24 protein-coding genes are annotated in these 21723 nt (G+C 71.3%); 10 read left to right on the forward strand and 14 right to left on the reverse strand.

Annotated features, from left to right (window positions below; all coding sequences use genetic code 11):
• Nucleotides 1–81: 81 nt before the first annotated feature.
• Together thrS and ACH442_RS26000 are read right to left on the reverse strand one after the other, a co-directional pair.
• A complete protein-coding gene (thrS, locus tag ACH442_RS25995; RefSeq protein WP_396340706.1) occupies nucleotides 82–2079 on the reverse strand; it encodes a threonine--tRNA ligase in 1998 nt (665 codons plus the stop codon).
• A 53-nt stretch (nucleotides 2080–2132) separates the two neighbouring features.
• Nucleotides 2133–3047 carry an ADP-ribosylglycohydrolase family protein gene (locus tag ACH442_RS26000; protein WP_396340707.1) on the reverse strand — a complete coding sequence of 305 codons (915 nt, stop codon included), beginning with the start codon at nucleotides 3045–3047 and terminating at the stop codon, nucleotides 2133–2135.
• A 96-nt stretch (nucleotides 3048–3143) separates the two neighbouring features.
• Between ACH442_RS26000 and ACH442_RS26005 the strand changes: the two genes are divergently transcribed.
• The 4 genes from ACH442_RS26005 (at nucleotide 3144) to ACH442_RS26020 (ending at nucleotide 7883) form a co-directional block, all read left to right on the forward strand.
• Nucleotides 3144–3833: a response regulator transcription factor gene (locus ACH442_RS26005; RefSeq protein WP_043525920.1), complete on the forward strand. Its 690-nt coding sequence runs from the start codon at nucleotides 3144–3146 to the stop codon at nucleotides 3831–3833.
• A 2-nt stretch (nucleotides 3834–3835) separates the two neighbouring features.
• Nucleotides 3836–5221, forward strand: coding sequence for an ATP-binding protein (locus tag ACH442_RS26010; protein ID WP_396340708.1), 1386 nt, complete (start codon nucleotides 3836–3838; stop codon nucleotides 5219–5221).
• Nucleotides 5222–5470: 249 nt separating this feature from the next.
• A complete protein-coding gene (locus ACH442_RS26015) occupies nucleotides 5471–7684 on the forward strand; it encodes an RICIN domain-containing protein (RefSeq protein ID WP_396340709.1) in 2214 nt (737 codons plus the stop codon).
• Between the two features lie 55 nt (nucleotides 7685–7739).
• Nucleotides 7740–7883 (forward strand): hypothetical protein, encoded by a 144-nt coding sequence (locus ACH442_RS26020; RefSeq protein WP_396340710.1) that lies wholly within the window; start codon nucleotides 7740–7742, stop codon nucleotides 7881–7883.
• A 212-nt stretch (nucleotides 7884–8095) separates the two neighbouring features.
• On the opposite strand, the gene ACH442_RS26025 is transcribed toward ACH442_RS26020, so the two are convergent.
• Nucleotides 8096–9115 (reverse strand): adenosine deaminase, encoded by a 1020-nt coding sequence (locus ACH442_RS26025; RefSeq protein ID WP_396340711.1) that lies wholly within the window; start codon nucleotides 9113–9115, stop codon nucleotides 8096–8098.
• Nucleotides 9116–9125: 10 nt separating this feature from the next.
• Entirely contained in the window at nucleotides 9126–9863 is a 738-nt protein-coding gene (locus tag ACH442_RS26030) for a trans-aconitate 2-methyltransferase (protein WP_396340712.1), read from the reverse strand.
• 81 nt (nucleotides 9864–9944) lie between these two features.
• Here ACH442_RS26030 and ACH442_RS26035 point away from each other — a divergent pair, with 81 nt between their 5' ends.
• On the forward strand, nucleotides 9945–10922 hold the full coding sequence (locus ACH442_RS26035) for an aldo/keto reductase (RefSeq protein ID WP_396340713.1): 978 nt from the start codon (nucleotides 9945–9947) through the stop codon (nucleotides 10920–10922).
• A complete protein-coding gene (locus ACH442_RS26040) occupies nucleotides 10916–11164 on the forward strand; it encodes a hypothetical protein (protein WP_396340714.1) in 249 nt (82 codons plus the stop codon). The genes ACH442_RS26035 and ACH442_RS26040 overlap by 7 nt, the downstream gene beginning before the upstream one ends.
• 214 nt (nucleotides 11165–11378) lie before the next feature.
• On the opposite strand, the gene ACH442_RS26045 is transcribed toward ACH442_RS26040, so the two are convergent.
• From ACH442_RS26045 to ACH442_RS26075, 7 genes are all read right to left on the reverse strand, one after another.
• Nucleotides 11379–11582 (reverse strand): cold-shock protein, encoded by a 204-nt coding sequence (locus ACH442_RS26045; RefSeq protein WP_011905669.1) that lies wholly within the window; start codon nucleotides 11580–11582, stop codon nucleotides 11379–11381.
• A 357-nt stretch (nucleotides 11583–11939) separates the two neighbouring features.
• A complete protein-coding gene (locus tag ACH442_RS26050; RefSeq protein ID WP_396340715.1) occupies nucleotides 11940–12212 on the reverse strand; it encodes a DUF4235 domain-containing protein in 273 nt (90 codons plus the stop codon).
• Nucleotides 12212–12598, reverse strand: coding sequence for a DUF3618 domain-containing protein (locus ACH442_RS26055; RefSeq protein WP_396340716.1), 387 nt, complete (start codon nucleotides 12596–12598; stop codon nucleotides 12212–12214). The genes ACH442_RS26050 and ACH442_RS26055 overlap by 1 nt, the downstream gene beginning before the upstream one ends.
• Nucleotides 12599–12671: 73 nt before the next feature.
• Nucleotides 12672–13103 (reverse strand): phage holin family protein, encoded by a 432-nt coding sequence (locus ACH442_RS26060; RefSeq protein ID WP_396340717.1) that lies wholly within the window; start codon nucleotides 13101–13103, stop codon nucleotides 12672–12674.
• Between the two features lie 66 nt (nucleotides 13104–13169).
• Complete coding sequence (locus ACH442_RS26065) at nucleotides 13170–14354, reverse strand: mechanosensitive ion channel family protein (protein ID WP_396340718.1); 1185 nt, start codon at nucleotides 14352–14354, stop codon at nucleotides 13170–13172.
• 142 nt (nucleotides 14355–14496) lie between these two features.
• On the reverse strand, nucleotides 14497–15321 hold the full coding sequence (locus tag ACH442_RS26070; RefSeq protein ID WP_396340719.1) for a DUF1206 domain-containing protein: 825 nt from the start codon (nucleotides 15319–15321) through the stop codon (nucleotides 14497–14499).
• A 44-nt stretch (nucleotides 15322–15365) separates the two neighbouring features.
• Entirely contained in the window at nucleotides 15366–15674 is a 309-nt protein-coding gene (locus ACH442_RS26075; protein WP_396340720.1) for a hypothetical protein, read from the reverse strand.
• Nucleotides 15675–15736: 62 nt separating this feature from the next.
• Here ACH442_RS26075 and ACH442_RS26080 point away from each other — a divergent pair, with 62 nt between their 5' ends.
• Nucleotides 15737–16024: a GNAT family N-acetyltransferase gene (locus ACH442_RS26080; protein WP_396340721.1), complete on the forward strand. Its 288-nt coding sequence runs from the start codon at nucleotides 15737–15739 to the stop codon at nucleotides 16022–16024.
• Nucleotides 16025–16033: 9 nt separating this feature from the next.
• Here the strand turns inward: ACH442_RS26080 and ACH442_RS26085 are convergent, their stop codons facing one another.
• Complete coding sequence (locus tag ACH442_RS26085; RefSeq protein ID WP_396340722.1) at nucleotides 16034–17563, reverse strand: glycoside hydrolase family 3 protein; 1530 nt, start codon at nucleotides 17561–17563, stop codon at nucleotides 16034–16036.
• A 140-nt stretch (nucleotides 17564–17703) separates the two neighbouring features.
• Between ACH442_RS26085 and ACH442_RS26090 the strand changes: the two genes are divergently transcribed.
• Entirely contained in the window at nucleotides 17704–17832 is a 129-nt protein-coding gene (locus ACH442_RS26090) for a hypothetical protein (RefSeq protein WP_396340723.1), read from the forward strand.
• 18 nt (nucleotides 17833–17850) lie between these two features.
• Nucleotides 17851–19488 (forward strand): RecQ family ATP-dependent DNA helicase, encoded by a 1638-nt coding sequence (locus tag ACH442_RS26095; RefSeq protein WP_396340724.1) that lies wholly within the window; start codon nucleotides 17851–17853, stop codon nucleotides 19486–19488.
• Here the strand turns inward: ACH442_RS26095 and ACH442_RS26100 are convergent.
• Together ACH442_RS26100 and ACH442_RS26105 are read right to left on the reverse strand one after the other, a co-directional pair.
• On the reverse strand, nucleotides 19475–20104 hold the full coding sequence (locus ACH442_RS26100; RefSeq protein ID WP_396340725.1) for an MBL fold metallo-hydrolase: 630 nt from the start codon (nucleotides 20102–20104) through the stop codon (nucleotides 19475–19477). The two genes, ACH442_RS26095 and ACH442_RS26100, sit on opposite strands and share 14 nt — an antisense overlap.
• 13 nt (nucleotides 20105–20117) lie before the next feature.
• Nucleotides 20118–20864, reverse strand: coding sequence for a response regulator transcription factor (locus ACH442_RS26105; protein WP_396340726.1), 747 nt, complete (start codon nucleotides 20862–20864; stop codon nucleotides 20118–20120).
• A 288-nt stretch (nucleotides 20865–21152) separates the two neighbouring features.
• Here ACH442_RS26105 and ACH442_RS26110 point away from each other — a divergent pair, with 288 nt between their 5' ends.
• A complete protein-coding gene (locus ACH442_RS26110; RefSeq protein WP_396340727.1) occupies nucleotides 21153–21656 on the forward strand; it encodes a hypothetical protein in 504 nt (167 codons plus the stop codon).
• Nucleotides 21657–21723: the final 67 nt, after the last annotated feature.

Here is a 21723-nt window from a genome sequence, read left to right on the forward strand (position 1 = left end):
GGTGCCCTCACTCCGCTCCCGCCGCCGCACTGTGCGCGGGACGTCCGCCGTCAGGCGGCCGGCGGGAGCCGGAGTCGGGGATCAGACCGCCGACGGCCCGGTGTTGACCCGGGAGCGGACCACCTCGACGACGTGCGCGACGGCCTCGTCGACGGTGACGCCGTTGCGCTGCGAGCCGTCCCGGTAGCGGAACGACACGGTCCCGCCGTTGACGTCGTCGTCGCCGGCGATCGCCATGAACGGGATCTTCTGCTGCTGCGCGGTCCGGATCTTCTTCTGCATCCGGTCGGTGGAATGGTCCACCTCGGCGCGGATGCCCTGCTTGCGCAGCTTGGTGACGAACTCCTCCAGGTACTCGGCGTGGTCGTCGCGGATCGGGATGCCGACCACCTGCACCGGCGCCAGCCAGGCCGGGAACGCGCCCGCGTAGTGCTCCACCAGCACGCCGAAGAAGCGCTCGATCGACCCGAACTTGGCCGAGTGGATCATCACCGGCTCCTGCCGGGTGCCGTCGGCCGCCTGATACTCCAGACCGAACCGGGCCGGCATGTTGAAGTCGTACTGAATCGTCGACATCTGCCAGGTCCGGCCGATCGCGTCCGTGGCCTGCACACTGATCTTCGGGCCGTAGAAGGCCGCGCCACCCGGGTCGAGCACCAGTTCCAGGCCGGACTCCTTGGCCACCTGCTCCAGGACTCCGGTGGCGGTCTCCCACTGCTCGTCGGTGCCGATGAACTTGTCGCTCTTCGGGTCCCGGGTCGACAGCTCCAGGTAGTAGTCGTCCAGACCGAAGTCGTCGAGCAGCGACCGGACGAAGTTCAGCAGGTGCTTGATCTCGCCCGGGGCCTGCTCGGCGGTGACGTAGGAGTGCGAGTCGTCCTGGGTCAGGCCGCGCACCCGGGTCAGGCCGTGCACCACGCCGGACTTCTCGTAGCGGTAGACCGTGCCGAACTCGAACAGCCGCATCGGCAGCTCACGGTAGGACCGCCCGCGCGACCTGAAGATCAGGTTGTGCATCGGGCAGTTCATCGCCTTGAGGTAGTAGTCCGCCCCCTCCAGCTGCATCGGGGGGAACATCGTGTCCTTGTAGTAGGGCAGGTGGCCCGACGTCAGGAACAGGTTCTCCTTGGAGATGTGCGGACTGCCGACGTACTGGAAACCCTCCTCGATGTGGCGGGCGCGGACGTAGTCCTCCATCTCGCGCTTGATCACGCCACCCTTCGGGTGGAAGACCACCAGACCCGACCCGATTTCATCGGGGAAGGAGAACAGGTCCAGCTCCGTGCCCAACTTGCGGTGGTCCCGGCGCTCGGCTTCGGCCAGACGATTGAGGTACGCCTTCAGCTCGTCCCGTGACGGCCACGCCGTACCGTAGATCCTCTGCAGCTGGGGGTTCTTCTCCGACCCGCGCCAGTAGGCGGCGGCCGAGCGCATCAGCTTGAACGCCGGGATGAGCCGGGTCGACGGCAGGTGCGGGCCGCGGCACAGGTCGCCCCAGACCCGCTCGCCGTCCTTGTCGAGGTTGTCGTAGTGGGTGAGCTCACCGGCGCCGACCGCGGCGGCCTCGGCGTCCACGTCGCCCTTGATGTCGACCAGTTCCAGCTTGAACGGCTCGTTCTTCAGCTCGGCCTTCGCCTCGTCGAGCGAGGAGTACTCCCGGCGGCGGAAGGTCTGGCCGGCCTTGACGATCTCCTGCATGCGCTTCTCGAGCTTGCCGAGGTCCTCCGGCTGGAACGGCTTCTCGACGTCGAAGTCGTAGTAGAACCCGTCCCGGATCGGCGGGCCGATGCCCAGTTTCGCCTCCGGGAACACGTCCTGCACGGCCTGGGCGAGCACGTGCGCGGTCGAGTGGCGCAGCACGTCCAGCCCGTCCGGCTCGTCGATCGCGACCGGGGTGACCTCGGTGTCGGCGGCCGGCGCCCAGTTCAGGTCGCGCAGCCGGCCGTCGGCCGCACGGACCACGACGATCGCCTTCGGCCCGTTGGCCGGGAGCCCGGCGGCGGCCACCGCGTCGGCCGCCGTAGTCCCGGCCGGGACGACTAGTGGGTCGGCCACAGCGGGTGTACGGGGTGCAGACACGGTGATCTCCATTCAGAAAGTGACTTGGTGTCCTGATGCTATCCGCCTCAGGATCACTCTCCGCTCGCGGCGGGCAGCCACGCCGGGAGCGCTTCCCGGTTCGCCAGCCACTCGCGGGGGATTCCTTCGATTCCGGTGTACGCCGCCACGACGCCCCCGGCGATCGCCGCCGTGGTGTCGACGTCGCCGCCGGCCACCACGCACGCCGCCACCGCGGCCACGTAGTCGTCGAGGTAGCGGTCCGCCACCCAGAGCGCGAACGGCACGGTGTCCTGCGCGGTGGCCCGGCCGCCGTTGCCCAGCCGGGCCGCGGCCTCCTCGACGCCCTTGATCCCGGCCGCCTCCAGGAGACCGTCACGGACCACGCTCGGCGCGGTGTGCGCCGCCGCGGCCCGCACCAGCTGACCCGGGTCGGGCCGGTGACCGTTGAGCCGCGCGGCCGCCGCGAACGCCGCGGCCACCGACACCGCCACCCCACCGGCGATGCCCTCCGGGTGCGCGTGGGTCACCTCGGCGGCCCGTACGCCCTGGGCCGCCGCGTGCGGCAGGGAGTCGGCGTGCCACGCGCCGAGCGGTGCCGCCCGCATCGCCGCGCCGTTGCCGCACGAGCCCTGACCGTTGAACGCCGCGGCCGCCGCGACGGGCCACGGCAACCCGTCACGGATCTGCCGGAGCATCACGACGGCTCCCGGCCCGTACCCCCGATAGGGTTCGAAGACGCTGCCCAGGCGCTGGGCGAAGGCGTCGCGGTCGAACTCACCGTCGTCGAGGCCGGCGACCAGGCAGCAGGCCTGCTCGGTGTCGTCGGTCCACTCCCAGGGCGGGTCGGGGACACGGGCGTCGAGCAGGTCGGAGGGCTTGTTACCGGGCACGAAGTACTGGGCGCCGAGCGCGTCGCCGACACTCAGGCCGGCCAGGCTGTCCAGGGCCAGCGCGAGTCGCGTACCGGGGAAAAGGGTGAATGACATCGGTACTTCGGATCGTATTCCATCACTGAGGGTCATCAAAGCATCTCACTCCATGACCCTTTAGGTTATGCCCGCCGGAGTCGGTACGGTCTTCGCATGGCCACGGTGTTGCTCGTCGAGGACGACCATGTCGTGCGTGGCGCCATGCTCCGATCGCTCGCCGACCGGGGGCACGCCGTGCACGCCGTCGGCACCGCGCTGGAGGCCCTCCGGCGGGTCGCCGCGGAGACCCCCGACCTCGTCGTTCTCGACCTCGGACTGCCCGATCTGGACGGTTCGGACGCGCTGCGCATGCTGCGCGGGATCACCGACGTGCCGATCATCATCGCCACCGCGCGCGACGACGAGCAGACCGTCGTGCGGCTGCTGCGGGCCGGCGCCGACGACTACATGGTGAAGCCGTTCACCGGCGCCCACCTCGACGCGCGCATCGCCACGGTGCTGCGCCGGGTGGGCCGCGCCAGCCGGGCCGCCCAGCCCGCCGTTCACGAGGTGGGCGAATTGCGGGTTGACGTGGGCGAGCGCAGCGCTACGCTCGGCGATCAGCCACTGGCGCTGACGCGCAAGGAGTTCGACCTGTTGGCGTACCTCGCCGCCCGCCCGGGCCGGGTGGTTTCCCGTCGTGAGCTGTTGGAGGAGGTATGGCGGCAGCCCTCGGTCGGCGAGGACCAGACCATCGACGTGCATTTGTACTGGCTGCGCCGGAAACTGGGCGAGTCCGCGGCGAAGCCCCGCTACCTGCGCACCGTGCGGGGGGTCGGATTCCGGTTGGTGGCGCCGGACTGAGGTTGCGGCTGGCGTACACGACCGCCGCCACCACCGCCGTCGCCGCCCTGGTGTTCCTCGTGCCCCTGGGCTGGGGCCTGCGCTCCGACCACCGGGAGGAGGCGCTCGCCACCGCCGCGCGGCAGACCGCCACCGTCGCCGGCGCGCTCGTCGCCGGGGCCGGTGAGAAAGGCCTGGCCGCGGCGGTGACCTCGGCCGGCAACCCGGTCGTGCACACCCCCGGCCTGGCGCCCAGCGACGGCGGCCGGGTCACCGCCGCGGAGATCGACAAGGCCGCGACGGCCGGTGCGCCCACCCTGGTGGACGTCGCCGGTGGCGTCGCCCGGCTGGAACCGGTCAGCGCGAACGGCAAGGCCTGGGTCGTCGAGGTCTTCGTGCCCGCCGGCGAGCTGGGCGCGAACACCGCCCGCGACTGGTGGCTGCTGCTCGGGCTGGCGGTGGTGCTGGTCGGCGGCTCGGTGATCGTGGTCGACCGGCTCGCCCGCGGCGCCGTCAACTCGGCCAACAACCTGGTCGAGGCGGCCCTGGCGGTCGGTGACGGCGACCTGGGCGTGCGCATCCACCCCTCCGGCCCGCGCGAGCTGGCCGAGGCCGGTTACGCGTTCAACCGGATGGCGGACCGGCTGATCACGTCCCGCACCGACGAGCGGGAGCTGGTCGCCGACCTGTCGCACCGGCTGCGCACCCCGCTGACCGCGCTGCGGCTCGACGCCGAGGCCCTCGACCCGGACGACACCCAGATCATCGACCTGACCGCGGAGGAGGTCGACCGCCGCCGCGGCATCCGGCGCATCCGGCAGGCCATCGCCTCGCTCGACGACGAGGTCAACTCGCTGATCAACACCACCCGCCAGGCGGTCGCCGCGCAGGTGGCGTCGACGCCGGAGGAAGGCCTCTGCGACGCCAGCGAGGTGGTCCGGGAACGGATGACGTTCTGGTCCGCGCTCGCCGGCGACCAGGACCGGCAGTACCGGGTGATCGGCGCGCACCTGCGCATCCCGGTGCCGGTGCCCCGGGCCGAGCTGGCCGCCGCGCTCGACGCGGTGCTCGGCAACGTGTTCCGCTACACCCCGCAGGGCACGGCGTTCGAGGTGGCGCTCTCCCGCCGCGACGGCTGGGTGGCGCTGCGGGTCGACGACGCCGGCCCGGGCATCCCGGACCCGGAGAAGGCCCTGCGCCGCGGTCAGAGCCAGCAGGGTTCGACCGGCCTCGGCCTGGACATCGCCCGGCGGATGACCCAGTCCACCGGCGGCTCGGTCAGCCTCGACCGGGCCACCCTCGGCGGCGCCAGCGTGGTCATGCTGATCGCCGACGCCGAGGCCACCCCGAAGACACCCAGCCGTTTCGGCCTGGTCGGCCGCGGCCGGCTGGGAAGACGCCCGACGTGACGCGCAAGCCCCTTCCCCCGTACGGATCAGAAGTTGCTTAGATCTGTTTTAAGAGTGTTCCCCTGGCTCGCCCGGGCTGGCAGTGTTCGCTCCGATCCCGTCCGGCTCCCCGGCACGCCTACCGCAAGTCCCCATCGCCGCGGCCGGCGGAGCCCCGGCGCGGTGGGGGGCGGGCACCCCATGGCCCCCTCCCACCGCGCGCCGGCACCACCAGCACGGCCTGCTCGACAGTTCCGACAAGGAGACGCTTTGTCCGCGCATCGCCGGTCAGCGTTCCGCGGGTCGCCCATCGGGCGGCGCCGCGCCGGCGAGCAGCAGGGCCAGCCGCCACGCTCCGTCACCACCCGGCTGCTTCCGGTCGCGCTGGGCCTCGCCCTGCTCGGCGTCGGTGGCGTCGTCGGACCCAGCGTGATCGGCGCGACCACCAAGGACGACCCGACCGAGTTCGCGCTGACCGCACTCCCCAAGGACGCGCCGGACCAGGGCCTGGTCTACGAGGGACTGAAACCGGCCGCCACCAACGCGCTCTGCGCCGGGTCCTACCTGCTCTTCGACGAGACCTGCACGCACGGGCCGGACCGGGCGCCCACCGGCCTGTCCGTCCGCAAGGACGTCGCCCCGGTCACCGCCGCCGGCAAACTGCCCAGCACCGTGCGCACGATGCAGCCGGTGAGCGTGCCCTCCGACGCGGAGATCGCGCGGGACCTCGGCGGCAGCGCCATCACACCGGACGCGCCGGCCCTGATCGCCGACCCCGCGCCCGGCAACGCCGACTTCGTGCTCGGCCCGGCCGGTGTCGCCTGCGCCGACGACGGGCAGAGCGGCAAGCGGGTCCAGCTGCTCTACCTGTACGCGGCGGGCACCACCACCCGCTACGACAAGTACGTCAACTCGTTCCGCACCTGGGCCGCCGGCGTCGACGCGATCTACGACGCGAGCGCGGGCGAGACCGGCGGCTCGCGGCACGTGCGGTACGTGACCACGCCGGAATGCACCGTCGCGGTCTCCGAGGTGGAACTGCCGGCCGGCTCGCTCGACTCGTTCGCGTCGACCGTCAAGGCGCTCGGCAACCTCGGGTACAACCGGGCCGACCGCAAGTATCTGATGTTCTCCGACGCCAACGTGTACTGCGGCATCGGCACGTACGTCGACGACAACCGCCCGGGGCGGACGAACCGGAACAACGCCGGCCCGTCGTACGCGCGGGTCGACTCCGGCTGCTGGAGTTCCGCGATGGCCGCGCACGAGCTGACCCACGTTCTCGGCTCGGTGCTCAACGGCGCCCCCAACGGCACCGGCACCGGTGGCTGCACCGACGGCTACGACCTGCTCTGCGGCCCGGACCGCTCCGGCAAGGCGGTGAACCAGACCTGCCCGAAGGCGCACGAGGTGCGGCTGGACTGCGGGCACGACGACTACTTCAACACCAACCCGAAGCCGGGCAGCTACCTGGACAGCCACTGGAACGTGGCGCTCAGCGACTTCCTGCTGCGCAGCGACGGCGGCGACGACATCCCGGACGTGCCCGGTGCGGTCACCGCACCGCCCAGCGCCGCCGCCTCCGGCGCCCCCGTCCCGGCCCCGCCGTCAGCCGGCACACCCTCGCCGTCCCCCAGCACCGGCGCCGGCACCGTCCCGGCCGCACCGAGCCTCGCGCCGAGCACCTCCACCGCCCCCCTGCCGGGTGCGAGCGCGGGCGCCGGGCTCGACGCCGAGCAGGCCGCGTTCCACGCCGAGTCCGGCACCAGCGGATCCGGCGACCGGGACGGCGGCGCACCGGCCGCCGGGGACGGCCAGGCCGCCCTGGAGATCCGCGACGCGACCAGCATGTCGGTCCGGCTGACCTGGAGCGCCGCGTCCGACGACGCGACCTATCAGGTGTCGGTCGGTGGCAAGCCGGTCGCGACCACCAAGGCGACCCGGGCGCGGTTGATCGGGTTGAAGCCCGACTCGGTGTACCAGGTGGAGATCAGCAGCAGGACCGGCAACTATCGGGCCAAGGGGTCGGCCCGCACCGCCCCCGCCGCCCGGCCGGTGCAGAACTCCTGGTTCGTCCTGACCAACTCGCTCACCGGTGGCGCCGCCGACCTCTACGCGGCCCGCGCCGCCGACGGCACCCCGGCGACGCTGAGCACCGCCGACGGCGGCAACCAGCAGCAGTGGCAGCTGGCACCGGCGCCCGGCACCGACAACACGTACACGCTGATCTCCCGCGCCAGCGGCAAGTGCCTGATGCCGCTCGGCGGGACACCGGTCGCCGGTGCGCCGCTCATCCAGGGCGACTGCGCGGCCGCGGGCACCCGGTGGCGGCTGCAGGCCTCCTCGTTCGGCTTCACGCTGCGCACCGAGATCGGCGACCTCGCGGTCGGCGTCGGCGGGCAGCGCTTCGGCTGGCAGCGGGTCCTCGCCCTGGAACCGGACCTGAACCAGCGGCACCAGAGCTGGACCGCGGTGCCCAGCTGACCTCACTTCCCACCCCCACCCCGGCGAGCACCGGAGGAAACGACAGGAGACCGCGATGCGCGACGTGCTGAGCGAGCGGCAGACCGAGGAGGAGCCCCCGGCGCGCTTCAACCGCCGGAGGCTGATCCGCTGGGCGGTCATCCTCACCCTCGGAACCCTGGCCATGCTGGCCGTCTGGCAGGACCCTCTCTACCCCTGACGCCCGCCGCGAGTGGCTGGTTCTCCGGGTGCTTCCGCCCGGCTGAGGCACCCCGAGAACCAGCGAGAGGCGCACGCCGCTGCACCGGCCCGGCCACCCGCCCGCGCACGCCACCCGGCTGGACCCCAGCGGTGCTGCGGACAGCCCGGAGAACCAGCCACAACCGCGAGCCGCTGCACCGGCCCGGCCACCCGCCGGCTCCCGCCGGACGGTCAGCGGGCGTGGGTGGCGGTGTAGGTGTCGATCTCGGCGAGCAGGGTGGACTTGTCGGGGAGGAAGCTGTGGTGGACGGCGGCGCGGGCCAGCTCGGCCACGCCCTGGGCGTCCAGGTCGAGGAGGCCGGCGGCGACCGCGTACTCCTGCTCCAGCGACGTGCCGAACATGGGCGGGTCGTCGGAGTTGATGCTGAACGGCACACCGGCGGCGGCGAGCTTCGGCAGCGGGTGGTCGGCCGGCGTCGCCACGGCCCGGGTGCGCAGGTTGGAGGTGGGGCAGACCTCGAGCGGGATCTGGTGCTCGGCCAGGTACGCCATCAGCCGCTCGTCCTGAGCCGCCGCGATGCCGTGACCGATCCGCTCGGCGCCGAGGGACTGGATCGCGTCCCAGATCGTCTCCGGCCCGGTGGTCTCCCCGGCGTGCGGCACGCTGTGCAGTCCGGCGGCGCGGGCCCGGTCGAAGTACGGCTTGAACTGCGGCCGTGGCACCCCGATCTCCGGCCCCCCGAGTCCGAAACTGATCAGTCCCTCGGGCCGTTCCTCCAGCGCGATCCGCAGCGTCTCCTCAGCCGACGGCAGCCCCGCCTCGCCGGGGATGTCGAAGCACCACGCCAGGTCGACGCCGAAGTCCCGCCGGGCCCCGGTGCGCGCGTCCTCGATCGCCTCGCAGAACGCGGGGGCCGGGATGCCGCGGCGCACGCTGGAGTACGGCGTGACGGTCAGCTCCGCGTACCGCACCTGCTGCCGGCTCAGCTCCCGCCCGATCTCGTAGGTGAGCAGCCGCACGTCCTCGGCGTCCCGGATCAGGTCGACGACGCTCAGGTAGATGTCGATGAAGTGCGCGAAGTCGCGGAACTCGAAGTATTTCGCCAGCAGTTCCGGGTCGGCCGGCACCGGCGAGCTGCCCTCGTGCCGCGCGGCGAGCTCGGCCACGATCCGCGGGGAGGCCGACCCGACGTGGTGGACGTGCAGTTCGGCCTTGGGCAGGCCGGCGATGAACGAGGTCAGGTCGCTCAAGGTGATCCCCCTAGTTAGAAGCCACCACGAAGATACGGCGGAAGGGGAACGCCACGCGGCCGTGCCCCGCCGGATACGCCCCGGTGAGCCGTTCGCCCAGCTCGGCCCGGAATCGCGCCCACGCGTCGTCGTCGAGCGCCGCCCGCACCGGTCGCAGCGCGGTGCCTTCTGTCCACCGCAGCACCGGATGGTCCGGCCCGTCGACCGGCAGCAGGTGCAGATACGTCGTCTCCCAGGCGTCGACGGTCGCCCCGGCCAGCAGGTCCGCGTAGTCGGAGGGGTCGTCCACCGGGGACTCGCGCAGCACATGACCGACGCCGAAGTCACCGGCCACGGCCCGCAGCAACCTGTGTGAGGGCGCGTCGAAGTTGCCGGGGACCTGCATGGCGAGCCACGCTCCGGACGGTAGGGCGGCCAGCCAGCGTACGAGCAGATCTTGATGTCCTGGAACCCACTGCAGGGCCGCGTTGGTGACGACGACGCCGGTGTCCGGGCCGGGCTGCCAGTCGGCGAGGTCACCGATGCGGAAGTCGCCGTCACCGGCCTTGGCGATCATCTCGGGCGAGGAGTCGATGCCGGTCACGTGCGCGTCCGGCCAGCGGTCGCCGAGGGTGCGGGTCAGCGTGCCGTCGCCGCAGCCGAGGTCGACGACGACGCGAGGGGCGGTGGCCCCGATCCGCGCGGTGAGGTCGAAGAACGGCCGGGACCGCTCGTTGCCGAATCGCCGGTACACGGTGGGATCCCACATGACGCGCCTCCAGATCGTGGACAACAGCAAACCGTACGTACGTTTTGTTTCAACATAGCAGCTTGGCGGTAGGGTCTCCACGTGGAAAAACGAAGCTTTCGCCGGATGGGCCGCGACGCGTCGGTGATCGGCCTGGGCGCCTGGCAGCTCGGCGCCGACTGGGGCGAGGTCAGCGAGGCCGACGCGCACGCCACCCTGCAGGCCGCGGTCGACGCCGGGGTCACCTTCATCGACACCGCCGACGTCTACGGCGACGGGCGCAGCGAGCAGATCGTCGGCTCGTTCGTGAAGGGCAAACCCGGCCTCACGGTCGCCACCAAGATGGGCCGGCGCCTCCCCCAGGTCCCGGAGAACTACTCGCTCGACAACTTCCGCGCCTGGACCGACCGCTCCCGGGCCAACCTCGGCGTCGACACCCTCGAGCTGGTCCAGCTGCACTGCCCGCCGACGCCGGTGTTCCACAGCGACGAGGTCTTCGAGTCGCTCGACACCCTGGTGCAGGAAAAGCGCATCTCGGCGTACGGCGTGAGCGTCGAGAAGGTCGACGAGGCGCTCGCCGCGATCGCCCGTCCGGGCGTCGCCAGCGTCCAGATCATCCTCAACGCGTTCCGGCTGAAGCCGCTGGAGCGGGTTCTGCCGGCCGCCGCCGAGGCGGGAGTCGGGATCATCGCGCGGGTGCCGCTCGCCAGTGGCCTGCTCTCCGGGCGCTATGACGAGAACACCACGTTCGCCGCCGACGACCACCGCAACTACAACCGGCACGGCGAGTCGTTCGACGTCGGTGAAACGTTCTCCGGCGTCGACTTCTCTACCGGATTGGAAGCAGTTCGGCGGCTGCGTCCACTCGTTCCGGATGGGGTGACGATGGCGCAATTCGCACTGCGCTGGATCGTCGAACAGCCGGCCGTCACCGTCGTGATCCCAGGTGCGCGTAATCCCGAGCAAGCGCGCGCGAACGCGCACGCCGCCGATCTCGCACCGCTTTCACCGGAAACCCTGGAAAAGATCGCCGCGGTCTACGATGAGCTGATTCGCCCCCAGGTGCACGACAAATGGTGAACAATGAAACCGAAGCCCCGGCTGAGACCATCCGGTTGCGCGGCTGGCTGTCGATGTCGATCGGCCTGCTCGCCGTCGTGCTCGGCGCGGTCTGGACGCTGCAGGGGCTGAACGTGTTCGAGAACGAGCTGATGAGCGATCAGCCGGTCTGGGCCGCCGTCGGCGGCGCGGTCACCGGGGTCGGCCTGGCGCTCGTGGTGATCGGCATGCGGCGGCGCAGCAGCGGCAAGCCGGCGGCCTGACCAGCAGCAGACGACGACCCGGTCGCGCGGGGCGTGCGCCTCTGGGCAGGCGGGCGCCACCACGACCGGGTCGTCAGGGCATTGCCGACAACGCGGTGGGACAAAGGGTCGTACAGAAGAGGCCCCGCAACCTCGGCGAGGGTGCGGGGCCACTCGGTCAGGCCGGCCTCCGCCAGGCGACCGGCATGCCGGCCTCGCGACCGGCGGATTGGTCTCAGAGCGGGCGAACCTGCTCCGCCTGCGGGCCCTTCTGGCCCTGGGCGATCTCGAACTCCACCCGCTGGTTCTCCTCCAGAGTGCGGTAGCCGCTCGTCTGGATGGCCGAGAAGTGGACGAACACGTCAGCACCCCCGCCGTCGACGGTGATGAAGCCGAAGCCCTTGTCTGCGTTGAACCACTTCACGGTTCCTTGCGCCATGCTGAACTCTCCTTCTGAAAATGCCGGCCCGCCCGACCGCGGCAGCGGAGCGCGGGGCCGATGACCGTTTTCGAGCAGCGGCGCCGCGAGGCGGCCCTTTCAGAGGACGTCCCCTCCGTTCGGCTTTGCGGCACCTGTAGACCCTCCCGGGATCGGGTCGGTGTCGCGCCGCCTGGCGGAAGCAGCGAACCACATACGCAAAAACTGGCCACACTGTACCCGAAAAACAGCCCGCAAAGCTGCCCCTCGTGGGAATCCAAAAAAGCGTGGCAGATATGGAAAAGGCTCCCCACTTCGCGCTTACGAAGTGGGGAGCCGTCAAGACACCTGTCTATACCGGTGATGATCAAGGAACCGCTAGTCGGGCCAGGTACCCGTCAGACGTTTCGCGCTGATCGCGCCACCACGATGGACGGCGGCCTTCACCACCGCGAAGATCGCGCCCTGCAGCGCCGCCGCGGCGAGGATCTCGCCCCAGCCACGGTCCTCGTCACCGGCGTCGGGCGCGTCGTCGTCACCCGAAGCCAGCTTCCACACCTGCTTGAAGAGCGCCCCGGCCAGCGCACCGGCCGCGAGGCCGAGCGCCACGTTGACCGGTTTCAACGCGACCTTACCGAGCTTGCCCGCCATCAGCGCCTCCCCCGCACGATCAGGATCACTCCCACCACCGCGGCCACCCCGGCCGCGATCAGCACCATCGGCACCCGGCCCTCGCGCACCCGGACCGCCACGTCGTGAGCCGCGCCCTCGGACGCGGACGCGGTCTGCCCGGCGGCGTCCTTCACGTTCGCCGTCGCGTGACCGGCCACCTCCCGCAGCCGACCGGTGGCGAACGCGGCCTGCTCCAGCAGCCGCTGCCGGGTCTGCGTCACCTGCTCGCGCGCGCGGGCCTTGACGTCCGCCTTCGCGGCCAGGGCCTGCACCGTCTCCCCCAGGTCGGCGCGGGTCCGCTGGATCTCGGCGCGCAACGCCACCAGATCCGGCTTGCCGTCCGTCGTTCCATTGTTCTCGCTCATGCCGTCACCTCCGCTTCGCTCCGGCGCCGGCATGATTTCCGGACTGAGCTCGATGATTCGCTCACAAGCTCGCTCATGCCCGGCCTCGCTCCTTGACCGCCTGCTTGACCTCGTCGACATCGGCCTTCAAGCCCTCGATCGCGGCCTTCGGCTCGGGCGGGACGGCGCGACGGAACTGCGACCGGCCGATCAGCGCCAGCACGCCCGCCACCACGAAGATCACCGCGGTGATCACCAGGCTCGCCAGCCAGAGCGGCCAGACCAGGCTCAACGCGATGATCGCGGTCGCGATCGAGGCACCGACACCGTACATCGCGAGCACGCCCGCGCCGCTGAAGAGACCGACCCCGATGCCCGCGTGTTTGCCCTTCTCGGCAAGCTCCGCCTTGGCCAGGGTCAGCTCGTCCCGGACCAGCCTGCTGAGCTGCTCGCTCGCGCGCTGGACCAGTTCCGCCGTGGATTGATCAGACAAGGGCCGGGCGTGGCCGTCGATGACATCGGCCATCGTGTCCCCCTTTCGCTGTGTCCGGTGTATGCCCTGATCACCGGTAGCTCAATCCTTCCGGACGCGTCACCGCGCGGCCGGGACCGCATCGCCCGGCGCCGGCGCGTGTCCGTCCACCCCGCCGAACGCCGCACCCCGGGCCTCACCGTCGTCACCCCCGCTGAAGACGCGCGCATCCGCCGACGCGTCCGACCGCCGAGTCTGCCGCAGCGGCGCCACCCCGTCGTCGGACTCGTCCAGCTGAGTACGCATCCGCGGCAGGCCACCGCGCTGGTTCTCCCACATCCAGCCGACCAGGCGCTCGCGGACCAGGCAGCGCAGGTCCCACAGCGCCCCGGCGTCGGCCGCGCTGACCAGGGCCCGCAGCCGGACCATGCCGCCGGTCGCCTCGGTCACCTGCAGCACGCAGACCCGCTCGTCCCACAGCTCCGAGCCCTCGCAGACGCGGCGCAACTCGGCCCGCAACGGCTCGATCGGCGTGGACCAGTCCACGTCGATCTCGGCCGTGCCGAGCACCGCCGAGCTGCTGCGGGTCCAGTTCTGGAACGGCTTGGTGGTGAAGTACGACGTGGGCAGGATCAGCCGCCGGTCGTCCCAGATCTGCACCGCGATGTAGGTGAGGGTGATCTCCTCGATCCGGCCCCACTCGCCCTCGACGACCACCACGTCGTCGACCCGGATAGCGTCACTGAACGCGAGCTGGATGCCGGCGAAGACGTTGCCGAGAGTGCTCTGCGCGGCCAGCGCCGCGATCACCGAGACCAGACCGGCCGAGGCGAGCACGCTCGCACCCAGCGCCCGGATCCCCGGGAAGGTCATCAGCATGACACCGGCGGTCAGCACGACGATCGTCGCGACGGTCACCCGGCGCAGCATCACCACCTGCGTCTTGATCCGGCGGCGACGCAGATTGTCCGGCACGTCGGTGCTCCACCGGGCCAGCGTCGCGTCCTCCAGCACCAGCAGCAGGGCGGCCACCAGCCAGGCGAACGCGGCGATGCAGCCGATGACGAGCGCGTGCAGCACGCCGCCCCGGCCCGGGAACTCCCCGCCCCACACCCGGACCGCCTGTTGCACGGCGATCAGGGTCAGGGTCACCAGGAACGGCCGGTGCATGGTCTTCGCCAGGTCGGCGGCGAGCAACGATCGGCGCCCGAGCCGGACCATCACCTGGTGCGACGCCTCGACGATCAGGACGGCGGCGACAGCGGCCCCCGTGACGGCGAGCACGGCAGTCAGAACGCTGGACACGAACTTTCCTCTCCACGGTCGAGATGCGGTGCCAGCGCTCCACCTTGCCCGCCGCGGTGCCGGGCACACACCCGGACGGCGGATGTCGGACACACGTCACAGGGGACGGGCCACGGCCGTACGGGCAGATCGGGTCCTGAATCTAGATCTTGCGGTAACGGGACTGGGCGAAGCAGTAGATGCCGAAGGCCGCGATGCCGGCCGCGATCAGCGCCAGCAGCCAGACGCCCCACGGGTGCCCGGCCAGGGTCTTCAAGGCGGCGTCGAGGCCGCGCGCCTTGTTCGCGTCGTAGGTGACCGCGGCGGTGACGAACAGGACACCGGCGACCGTGTAGGCGACACCCTTGGCCATGTAACCGGCCATACCCAGCCGGATGATCGGCTTGCGGGTGCTCAGCGGCATCTCCTGCGTGTTCAGGTGCTTGGTGAACTTCTTGCGGAGGCCGTAGACGAAGATCCCGGCCCCGACGCCGAGCACCACCAGACCGGCGAACCCGACCAGCCAGCGACCGCCGGTGGACTGCATCAGCCCCGCCGACTTGCTCTCCGAGTTGTCGCCCATCGACGCGTTCGCGCCCTGGATCACCTTGATCGCGACCCAGCCCAGGTAGACGTAGAGGACCGCGCGGATGCCGGACATCACGCGCTCGGCGATCGCGGACTTCGTCTGCTCGCCGCTCTCCCCGACGATCGCCTCGAAGAGCTGCCAGATCGCCATCGCGAACAGGCCGACCACGATGATCACCAGCAGCGTCTTGCCGAACGGCTTGCTCGCCAGCTCCTGGAGAGCGCCGGACTGATCACTCTCCTTGCCGGAGCCGCCGAAGGCGACCTGCAGCGCGATCCAGGCGAAGAGCAGGTGGATGATGCCGTAACCGACGAAGCCGCCCCGGGCCAGGAACTCCAAGGGCTTGCTGTCCGCCGCGCGGGACGCGTGATATTTGACGTTCGAGGCAGTCGAGGACATGCCCCTCAATGTGACCGGACGCGACGATCGTCAAACTCCGGGTGTCAACGGGACACCTGCACCTGGATCGCACTCGGCGTCACACTCTCCAGCGACAGCTGCAGCCCACCCACCTCGACCGCCTGCTGCCCCTTGGTCAAGGTGACCTGCTGCCCGGCCACCTGCAGGGTGACGGTGTTGTCGTCGGCGCTGACGAACTCCGCCTCGACGCCCAGCACCTCGACGCTCGCCTTCGTCTCCCGCTGGATCGTGACCGTGCACTGATCCACGCCACAGTTGACGCCATCCGAACTGCAGCCGGTCAGAAGGGTGGCGGCGAGCACCGCGACGACAAGTGATTTTGAGATCGACACCCTTTTCACGGTACGAGGTCAGAGCCACCCTAAGCTGTGGATCGATCCCCTGAGGAGGACTTGTGAGCGACCACCTGGTCCACGACAACGTTGCGGCACACCGGTTCGAACTGGCCGTGGACGGCACGGTCGGCGCGCTGGCGTCCTACCGGATGCGCGGGGAGGACGTGATCGTCGTCCTGCACACCGAGACCGACCCGGACATGCGGGGGCAAGGGCTGGCGGGGGAGCTGGCTCGCAAGACGCTGGAACAGTTGCGGGAGCGGGGGCAGAAGATCGTGCCGGCTTGTCCGTTCTTCTCTCACTACATCAGTGAGCATCCGGAATATGCGGACTTGGTGGCCCACTAGCCTCGGCGGTCAGGCGGCTACCGGCTCGGGGATGTCGGCGCCGGCGATCAGCTCGGCGGCGGCCAGGCCGCAGGCGCGGGTCGCGCCGAACGTCGCCACGTGGACACCACCGGCGACCTGGACCGGGATGCCCATCTCGACCACGATCGCGTCGGGGCGGCGTTCCAGGACGGCGGTCAGCGTGTCCGCGATCCAGCGGTGCCGGTGCACGTCGCGGACGACCAGGATCAGCGGGCGACCGGCGGCACCGGCCAGGACGCGACCGGCCGGGTCGGCCAGGGGTGCCAGGTCTTCGGCGGAGAGCCGGACCGCGGTGGTGCCGGGCAGCAGCGAGGCGAGCGGCGCGCCGACGCCCCACGGGGTCTCCTCGCCGATCGCGATGTTGCGCGGCGGGGCAAACTCGACGACGTGCGGCACACCGATGATCGGCAGTTCGGGGCCGTTCTCCGAGCGGGTGACCCGCAGCGCGCGCCGGGCGGCGTTGTAGCCGATCTCCGACGCGGGTTGCGGTCCGCGGATCACTCCGGCTTCTTTCTGCGTACGGGTGGTCCACGCGCCGAGCGCACGGACCCGGGCGACGGCGTCCCGCAGCCGCGCCTCGGGCAGTTCCCCGGAGAGGACTGCGGCGACGATCGCGTCGCGCAGGTGGAGCGCGGTTTCCTCGTCGGCGTGGTCCCCGCCGACGCAGATCGCGTCGACGCCCGCGGCGAGCGCGCGGACGGTGGCTCCGGCGAGACCGAAGCGACGGCGTACGCCCTGCATCTCGATCCCGTCGGTGACGATCAGCCCGTCGAAGCCGAGCTCCTCACGCAGGAGTCCGGTGAGGATGCGCGGGCTCAGCGTCGCGGGCAGGTCGTCGTCGTAGGCGGGGACGAGCAGGTGGCCGGTCATCACGACCTTGACGCCGGCCGCGATCGCCGCCCGGAACGGCACGAGTTCGTTGGCGGCCAGTTCTTCCGCCGTACGGTCGATCAGCGGCACGTCGTGGTGCGAGTCGACGGCGGTGTCGCCGTGGCCGGGGAAGTGCTTGGCGCAGGCGGCCACGCCGTAGGTCTGCAGGCCCCGCACGAACGCGGCGGTGTGGCGCGCCACCAGGAAAGGTTCGGCGCCGAATGCCCGTACGCCGATGACGGGGTTGTCGGGGTTGTTGTTGACGTCCGCGTCGGGGGCGTAGTCCAGCGTGATGCCGGCCGCGGCCAGTTCGCAGCCGAGGTCACGGGCGACGGCCTCGGTCAGCAGCGGGTCGTCGATCGCGCCGAGGGCGAGGTTGCCGGGGCGGGAGCTGCCGTGGCGGGACTCGAAGCGGGTGACGTCGCCGGCTTCCTCGTCGATGGCCACGATCACGTCGGGGCGTTCGGCCCGCAGTTGCGCGGTCAACACGGCGACCTGGGCCGGCGACTCGACGTTGCGGGCGAAGAGCGCGACGCCGCCGAGGCCTTCGGCGAGCCGGCGGCGGATCCAGTCGGGAGCGGTCGTCCCGACGAATCCGGGTTGGAGAACCGCAGCGGCAAGTTCCGGCAATCCGCCGTGCTTCGACATGTCCCCCGTACCTCCGAATGCATACACGAACGTCTATGTGAACGTTCTCCCCCGTTCGGGGACCTATGGTCACACCACCCGCAGCATTTAGTCAACAAACCTTTCTATTAGCCGTGGCCGATACCCGATAGAGTGGCGACGTGCCGCCTACCCCCCTCGCGGAAGCAACCGTCGACTGGTCGGAGATCCACGCCGTCAAGCTCCTCGGCGTCGCACTCGCGCTGCTCTTCCTGCTCTGGGCCATACGCCGCATGTTCGGCGGCAAATAGGGGTACACAGGCCGCCCGATGAAACTCCCTATCTACGGCCCCCGACTGCGCAAGGTGGCCCGCACCCACTTCGGATGGCCGTCCCTGCGCCCCGGCCAGTTCAAGCCGATGCGCGCCGTGCTGCGTCGCAAGGACGCGCTCGTCGTGCTTCCGACCGGCGCCGGGAAGTCGGCCATCTACCAGATCCCGGCGGTGCTGCTCCCCGGCCCGACCGTGGTCATCTCCCCGCTCCTGGCCCTCCAGCAGGACCAGATCGCCGCGCTCAACGAGCACGACGACCCGAAGATCCGCGCGGTCCGGGTCAGCTCGGCCGAGACGCCCCGCGAGCAGCAGGAGGCGATCGAGGAACTGCGCGCCGGCAAGGCCGAATTCCTCTTCATCACCCCCGAGCAGCTCGCCAACCCGGAACGGCTCGCCGAGGTCAAGGCCCTCAAGCCCGGCCTGGTCGCGATCGACGAGGCGCACTGCATCTCGGCCTGGGGGCCGGACTTCCGGCCCGACTTCCTGGCGCTGGGCGACATGATCAAGGAGCTGGGCCGCCCGCCGGTGCTGGCACTGACCGCGACCGCGTCACCGCCGGTCCGCGAGGACATCATCAGCCGGCTGCAACTGCGCAACCCCGAGATCCACGTGTCCGGGCTGGACCGCAAGAACCTGTTCCTCGAGGTGACGTACTGCCCCGACGAGGCGTACCGGTGGCGGCGGCTGACCACGATGCTCGACGAGGGGCAACGACCCGGGATCGTGTACGTCGCCACGCGGCGCGCCGCCGAAGAACTCGCCGACAAGCTGACCCAGGCGGGCTACCCCGCCGAGTACTACCACGGCGGAATGGCGGCCGGCCTGCGAGAACAGCGCCACCAGGACTTCATCGACGACAAGGTCGACATCATGGTGGCCACGTCGGCGTTCGGGATGGGCATCGACAAGGCCAACATCCGCTGGGTGGCGCACATGGCCCTGCCCGATTCGCCGGACAGCTACTTCCAGGAGATCGGCCGGGCCGGGCGCGACGGCGAGCCGGGGCGCGTGCTGCTGCTGTGGCGCGCCGAGGACGAGGCGATCCAGCGCTTCTTCAACGGCGGCGGACCCGACGAGGACGAGCTGCGGGAACTGGCCGGGGTGCTGCACAAGGGCGCCGCGACCAAGACCGCACTGGCCAAGGAGACCGGGCTCGGCCCACGCCGCCTCGGGCAGTACCTCGCGTTGCTGGAACAGGTGGGCGCCGCCCGTACCGGAAAAGGCAGCAAGATCGGTGCACCGCCCGGCGCGCCCCTCCCGGCGAAGGCGGCCCGGGCCGCAATCGCCGAGTTCGAACGCCAGCAGACCGTGATCAAGTCGCGCACCGACATGATGCGGGGGTTCGCGGAGAGCCGGCAGTGCCGGACCGAGACGCTGCTCGCCTACTTCGGCGAGGAGATCCGGCGGATGTGCGGGCACTGCGACAACTGCGCGGACGGGAGCGCGGAAGAGGTGAACGCCGTCGAGGAGGAGGGTCCGTTCCCGATCCACAGCAAGGTGAGCCACGCGGAGTGGGGCACCGGGATGGTGATGGGCTACGAGGAGGAGAAGATGACCGTCCTGTTCGACACCGTGGGCTACAAGACGCTGTCGGTGCCGGTGGTCGTCAACCAGAAGCTGCTCACTCCGGCTTGATCGCCGCCGCCGCTTCGCGGAAGCGGGCGGCGGCCTCGCCGGAGATGGGCCGGCCGTGGCCGAAGACGGCGTGGTCGGCGTCGAACCCGGCGAGCTTCTCCACGGCACCGACGACCTTGCCGTTCCTACTGGTGGCGGCGTCGCCGGCGAACAGGACGCCGCCGGCCCGGGCGAGGTGGAACGACAGGTGGCCGCGCGTGTGGCCCGGGGTGTGGATCACGGTGAAGTCCGGGAGCGGCTCGGCGCGGTCGCCCACCAGCTGGTCGATCTTGGTGGGTTCGATCTTTTCGAGTCGTCGGAACAGGAACTTCCGCAGCCGCCCCTCCGGCTCCTCGGCCTGGAAATGGCCGGTCAGGTGCGGTGCCTCGGCCGCGTGCGCGATCAGCCGGGCGCCGGTGCGCCGGCGCAGGTCGGCCGCGCCGCCGGCGTGATCCGGGTGGTGATGGGTGAGCAGGATCGCCTGCACCGGGCCGAGCGGACGGGCGGCCTGCTCGATCGCGGCGGCCTGCCCGGGGAGCCCGGTGTCGACCAGGATCACCCCGTCGTCGGTGACGACCAGGTGGACGTTGACCACTCCGAGGCGGAGCTCGAAGACTCCGTCGACCACTTCGCGCACACCGGACAGTCTGTCAGGGCCCGTCCCGACAGCGGTGGACGGCTTCCTTGCGGGTGCGGACACCGAGCTTGGCCGGCACCGCGGCCACGTGCGCGTCGACGGTCCGGACCGAGAGGACCAGCTCGGCGGCGATCTCCGGGTTGCTCCGGCCGTCGGCGAGCAGGCGCAGCACCTCCAGCTGGCGCCCGGTGAGCCCGAAGGCCTCCTCGCGGAACACCCGCCGGTAGGCCCGGTGCCACGAGTCCTTTGCCGGGGACCCGCGCAGCCAGGCGGCCTCGGCCATCGCCGCTCCGGCCGGGCCGATGCGCTGCGCCTCACCGATGCCGAGCGCGAGCTCCCACGCCTCGGCGATCAGCTCGTCGCCGCCCGGGCGCCCCGTGCGCACCCGGGCGAGGCCCTGCACGACCAGGCCGGGCAGCGGATGTTCGCCGGCGCGCCGAGCGCCCAGCCCGCCTCGCGTCCGCGTCCGCGTCCGCCCACTCTCCGCGGGCCAGGTACAGGCGCCCCGGCCGACGTGCAGACAGCGCAAGAATCCGAGCACCTCGCGGCGCTCGGCGAAGTCGATCGCCTCGGTCAGCACCGCGTCGGCCTCGCCGGGACACAGGTAGTCGAGCAACAGCCAGGAGAGATTCGCGTACGCGCGGCACGCGTGATCGTGCTCGCCCGCCTCCAGGCCGACCGCCAGGCTCTCCGCGAGCAGCGCGCGGCCGGCGCGATCGTCACCGGCCTCCCAGCGGGCCGGCGCCGAGAAGTGCCGCAACCCGCCCCGGACACCGCTGAACGCCGGCCGGACCGCGACAGCTGGGCGCTCAGGGGTGTTTTGACGGGCTCCGGGCGGCGGTGGGTGCCGGCCGGGGGAAGCCTTGGGAGTTGCCGGTGGGGCCCGGTACCGGGTGGCGGGTGGGGTCCCCCGGGGCAACAGGGACTTAACACGGGGGCTGGGGTGAGCAACGACATGATCGGGTAGAGGGGTGGTGAGGACCGGAGCGGCCCGCCGGTGCGCAAGAATGCGCTGTCGGCCGCCGACGGAAGCGAAAGGAAACCCCGAGTGACGGACGAACCGCTCTACGCCCGGCTGGGCTTCACCGACGCCGAATGGGGGCTGCTGGTCGGCCTTCCGCACGCGGTGCTCACTGCGGCAAGCGCCGCCACCCACGACAGTGCCCGCAAGACCCGGGCGGAGAGCGCGGCCGGGCTGAGCCGCATCTCCGACGCCCGCGCTTCGGCCAGCACGCTGGTCACCGCGGTGGCCACGGCCGCCGTGGCCGAGGCCGGCGACCCGGAACTGGGCGAGGAGCCGCCGGTCATCGAGCCGGCCGACCCCGCCGCCTACTCCGCGGACGTGCTGAACCGCGCGACCGAGGCCGCCGGCCTGCTCGCGTCGAAGGCCTCGGTCGCCGACGCCGAGACCTACCGCCACTGGCTCCTGGAGGTGGCCGACGCGGTCGTCGGCGCCGCCTCCACCGGTGGCATCCTCGGCCTCGGCGGCGAGACCGTCACCGAGGACGAGCGCACCTTCCGCGACCACCTGGCCACCGCCCTGGCCGCCTGACCACCCGACCATCCCGGCCCGGGGCCCAGGCCCCGGGCCACCACCAGGCAGAACGCCAGCCTCGAAC

Origin of the sequence: Actinoplanes sp. NPDC020271, assembly GCF_044388125.1 — a bacterium.
Taxonomy (GTDB): Bacteria; Actinomycetota; Actinomycetes; order Mycobacteriales; family Micromonosporaceae; genus Actinoplanes.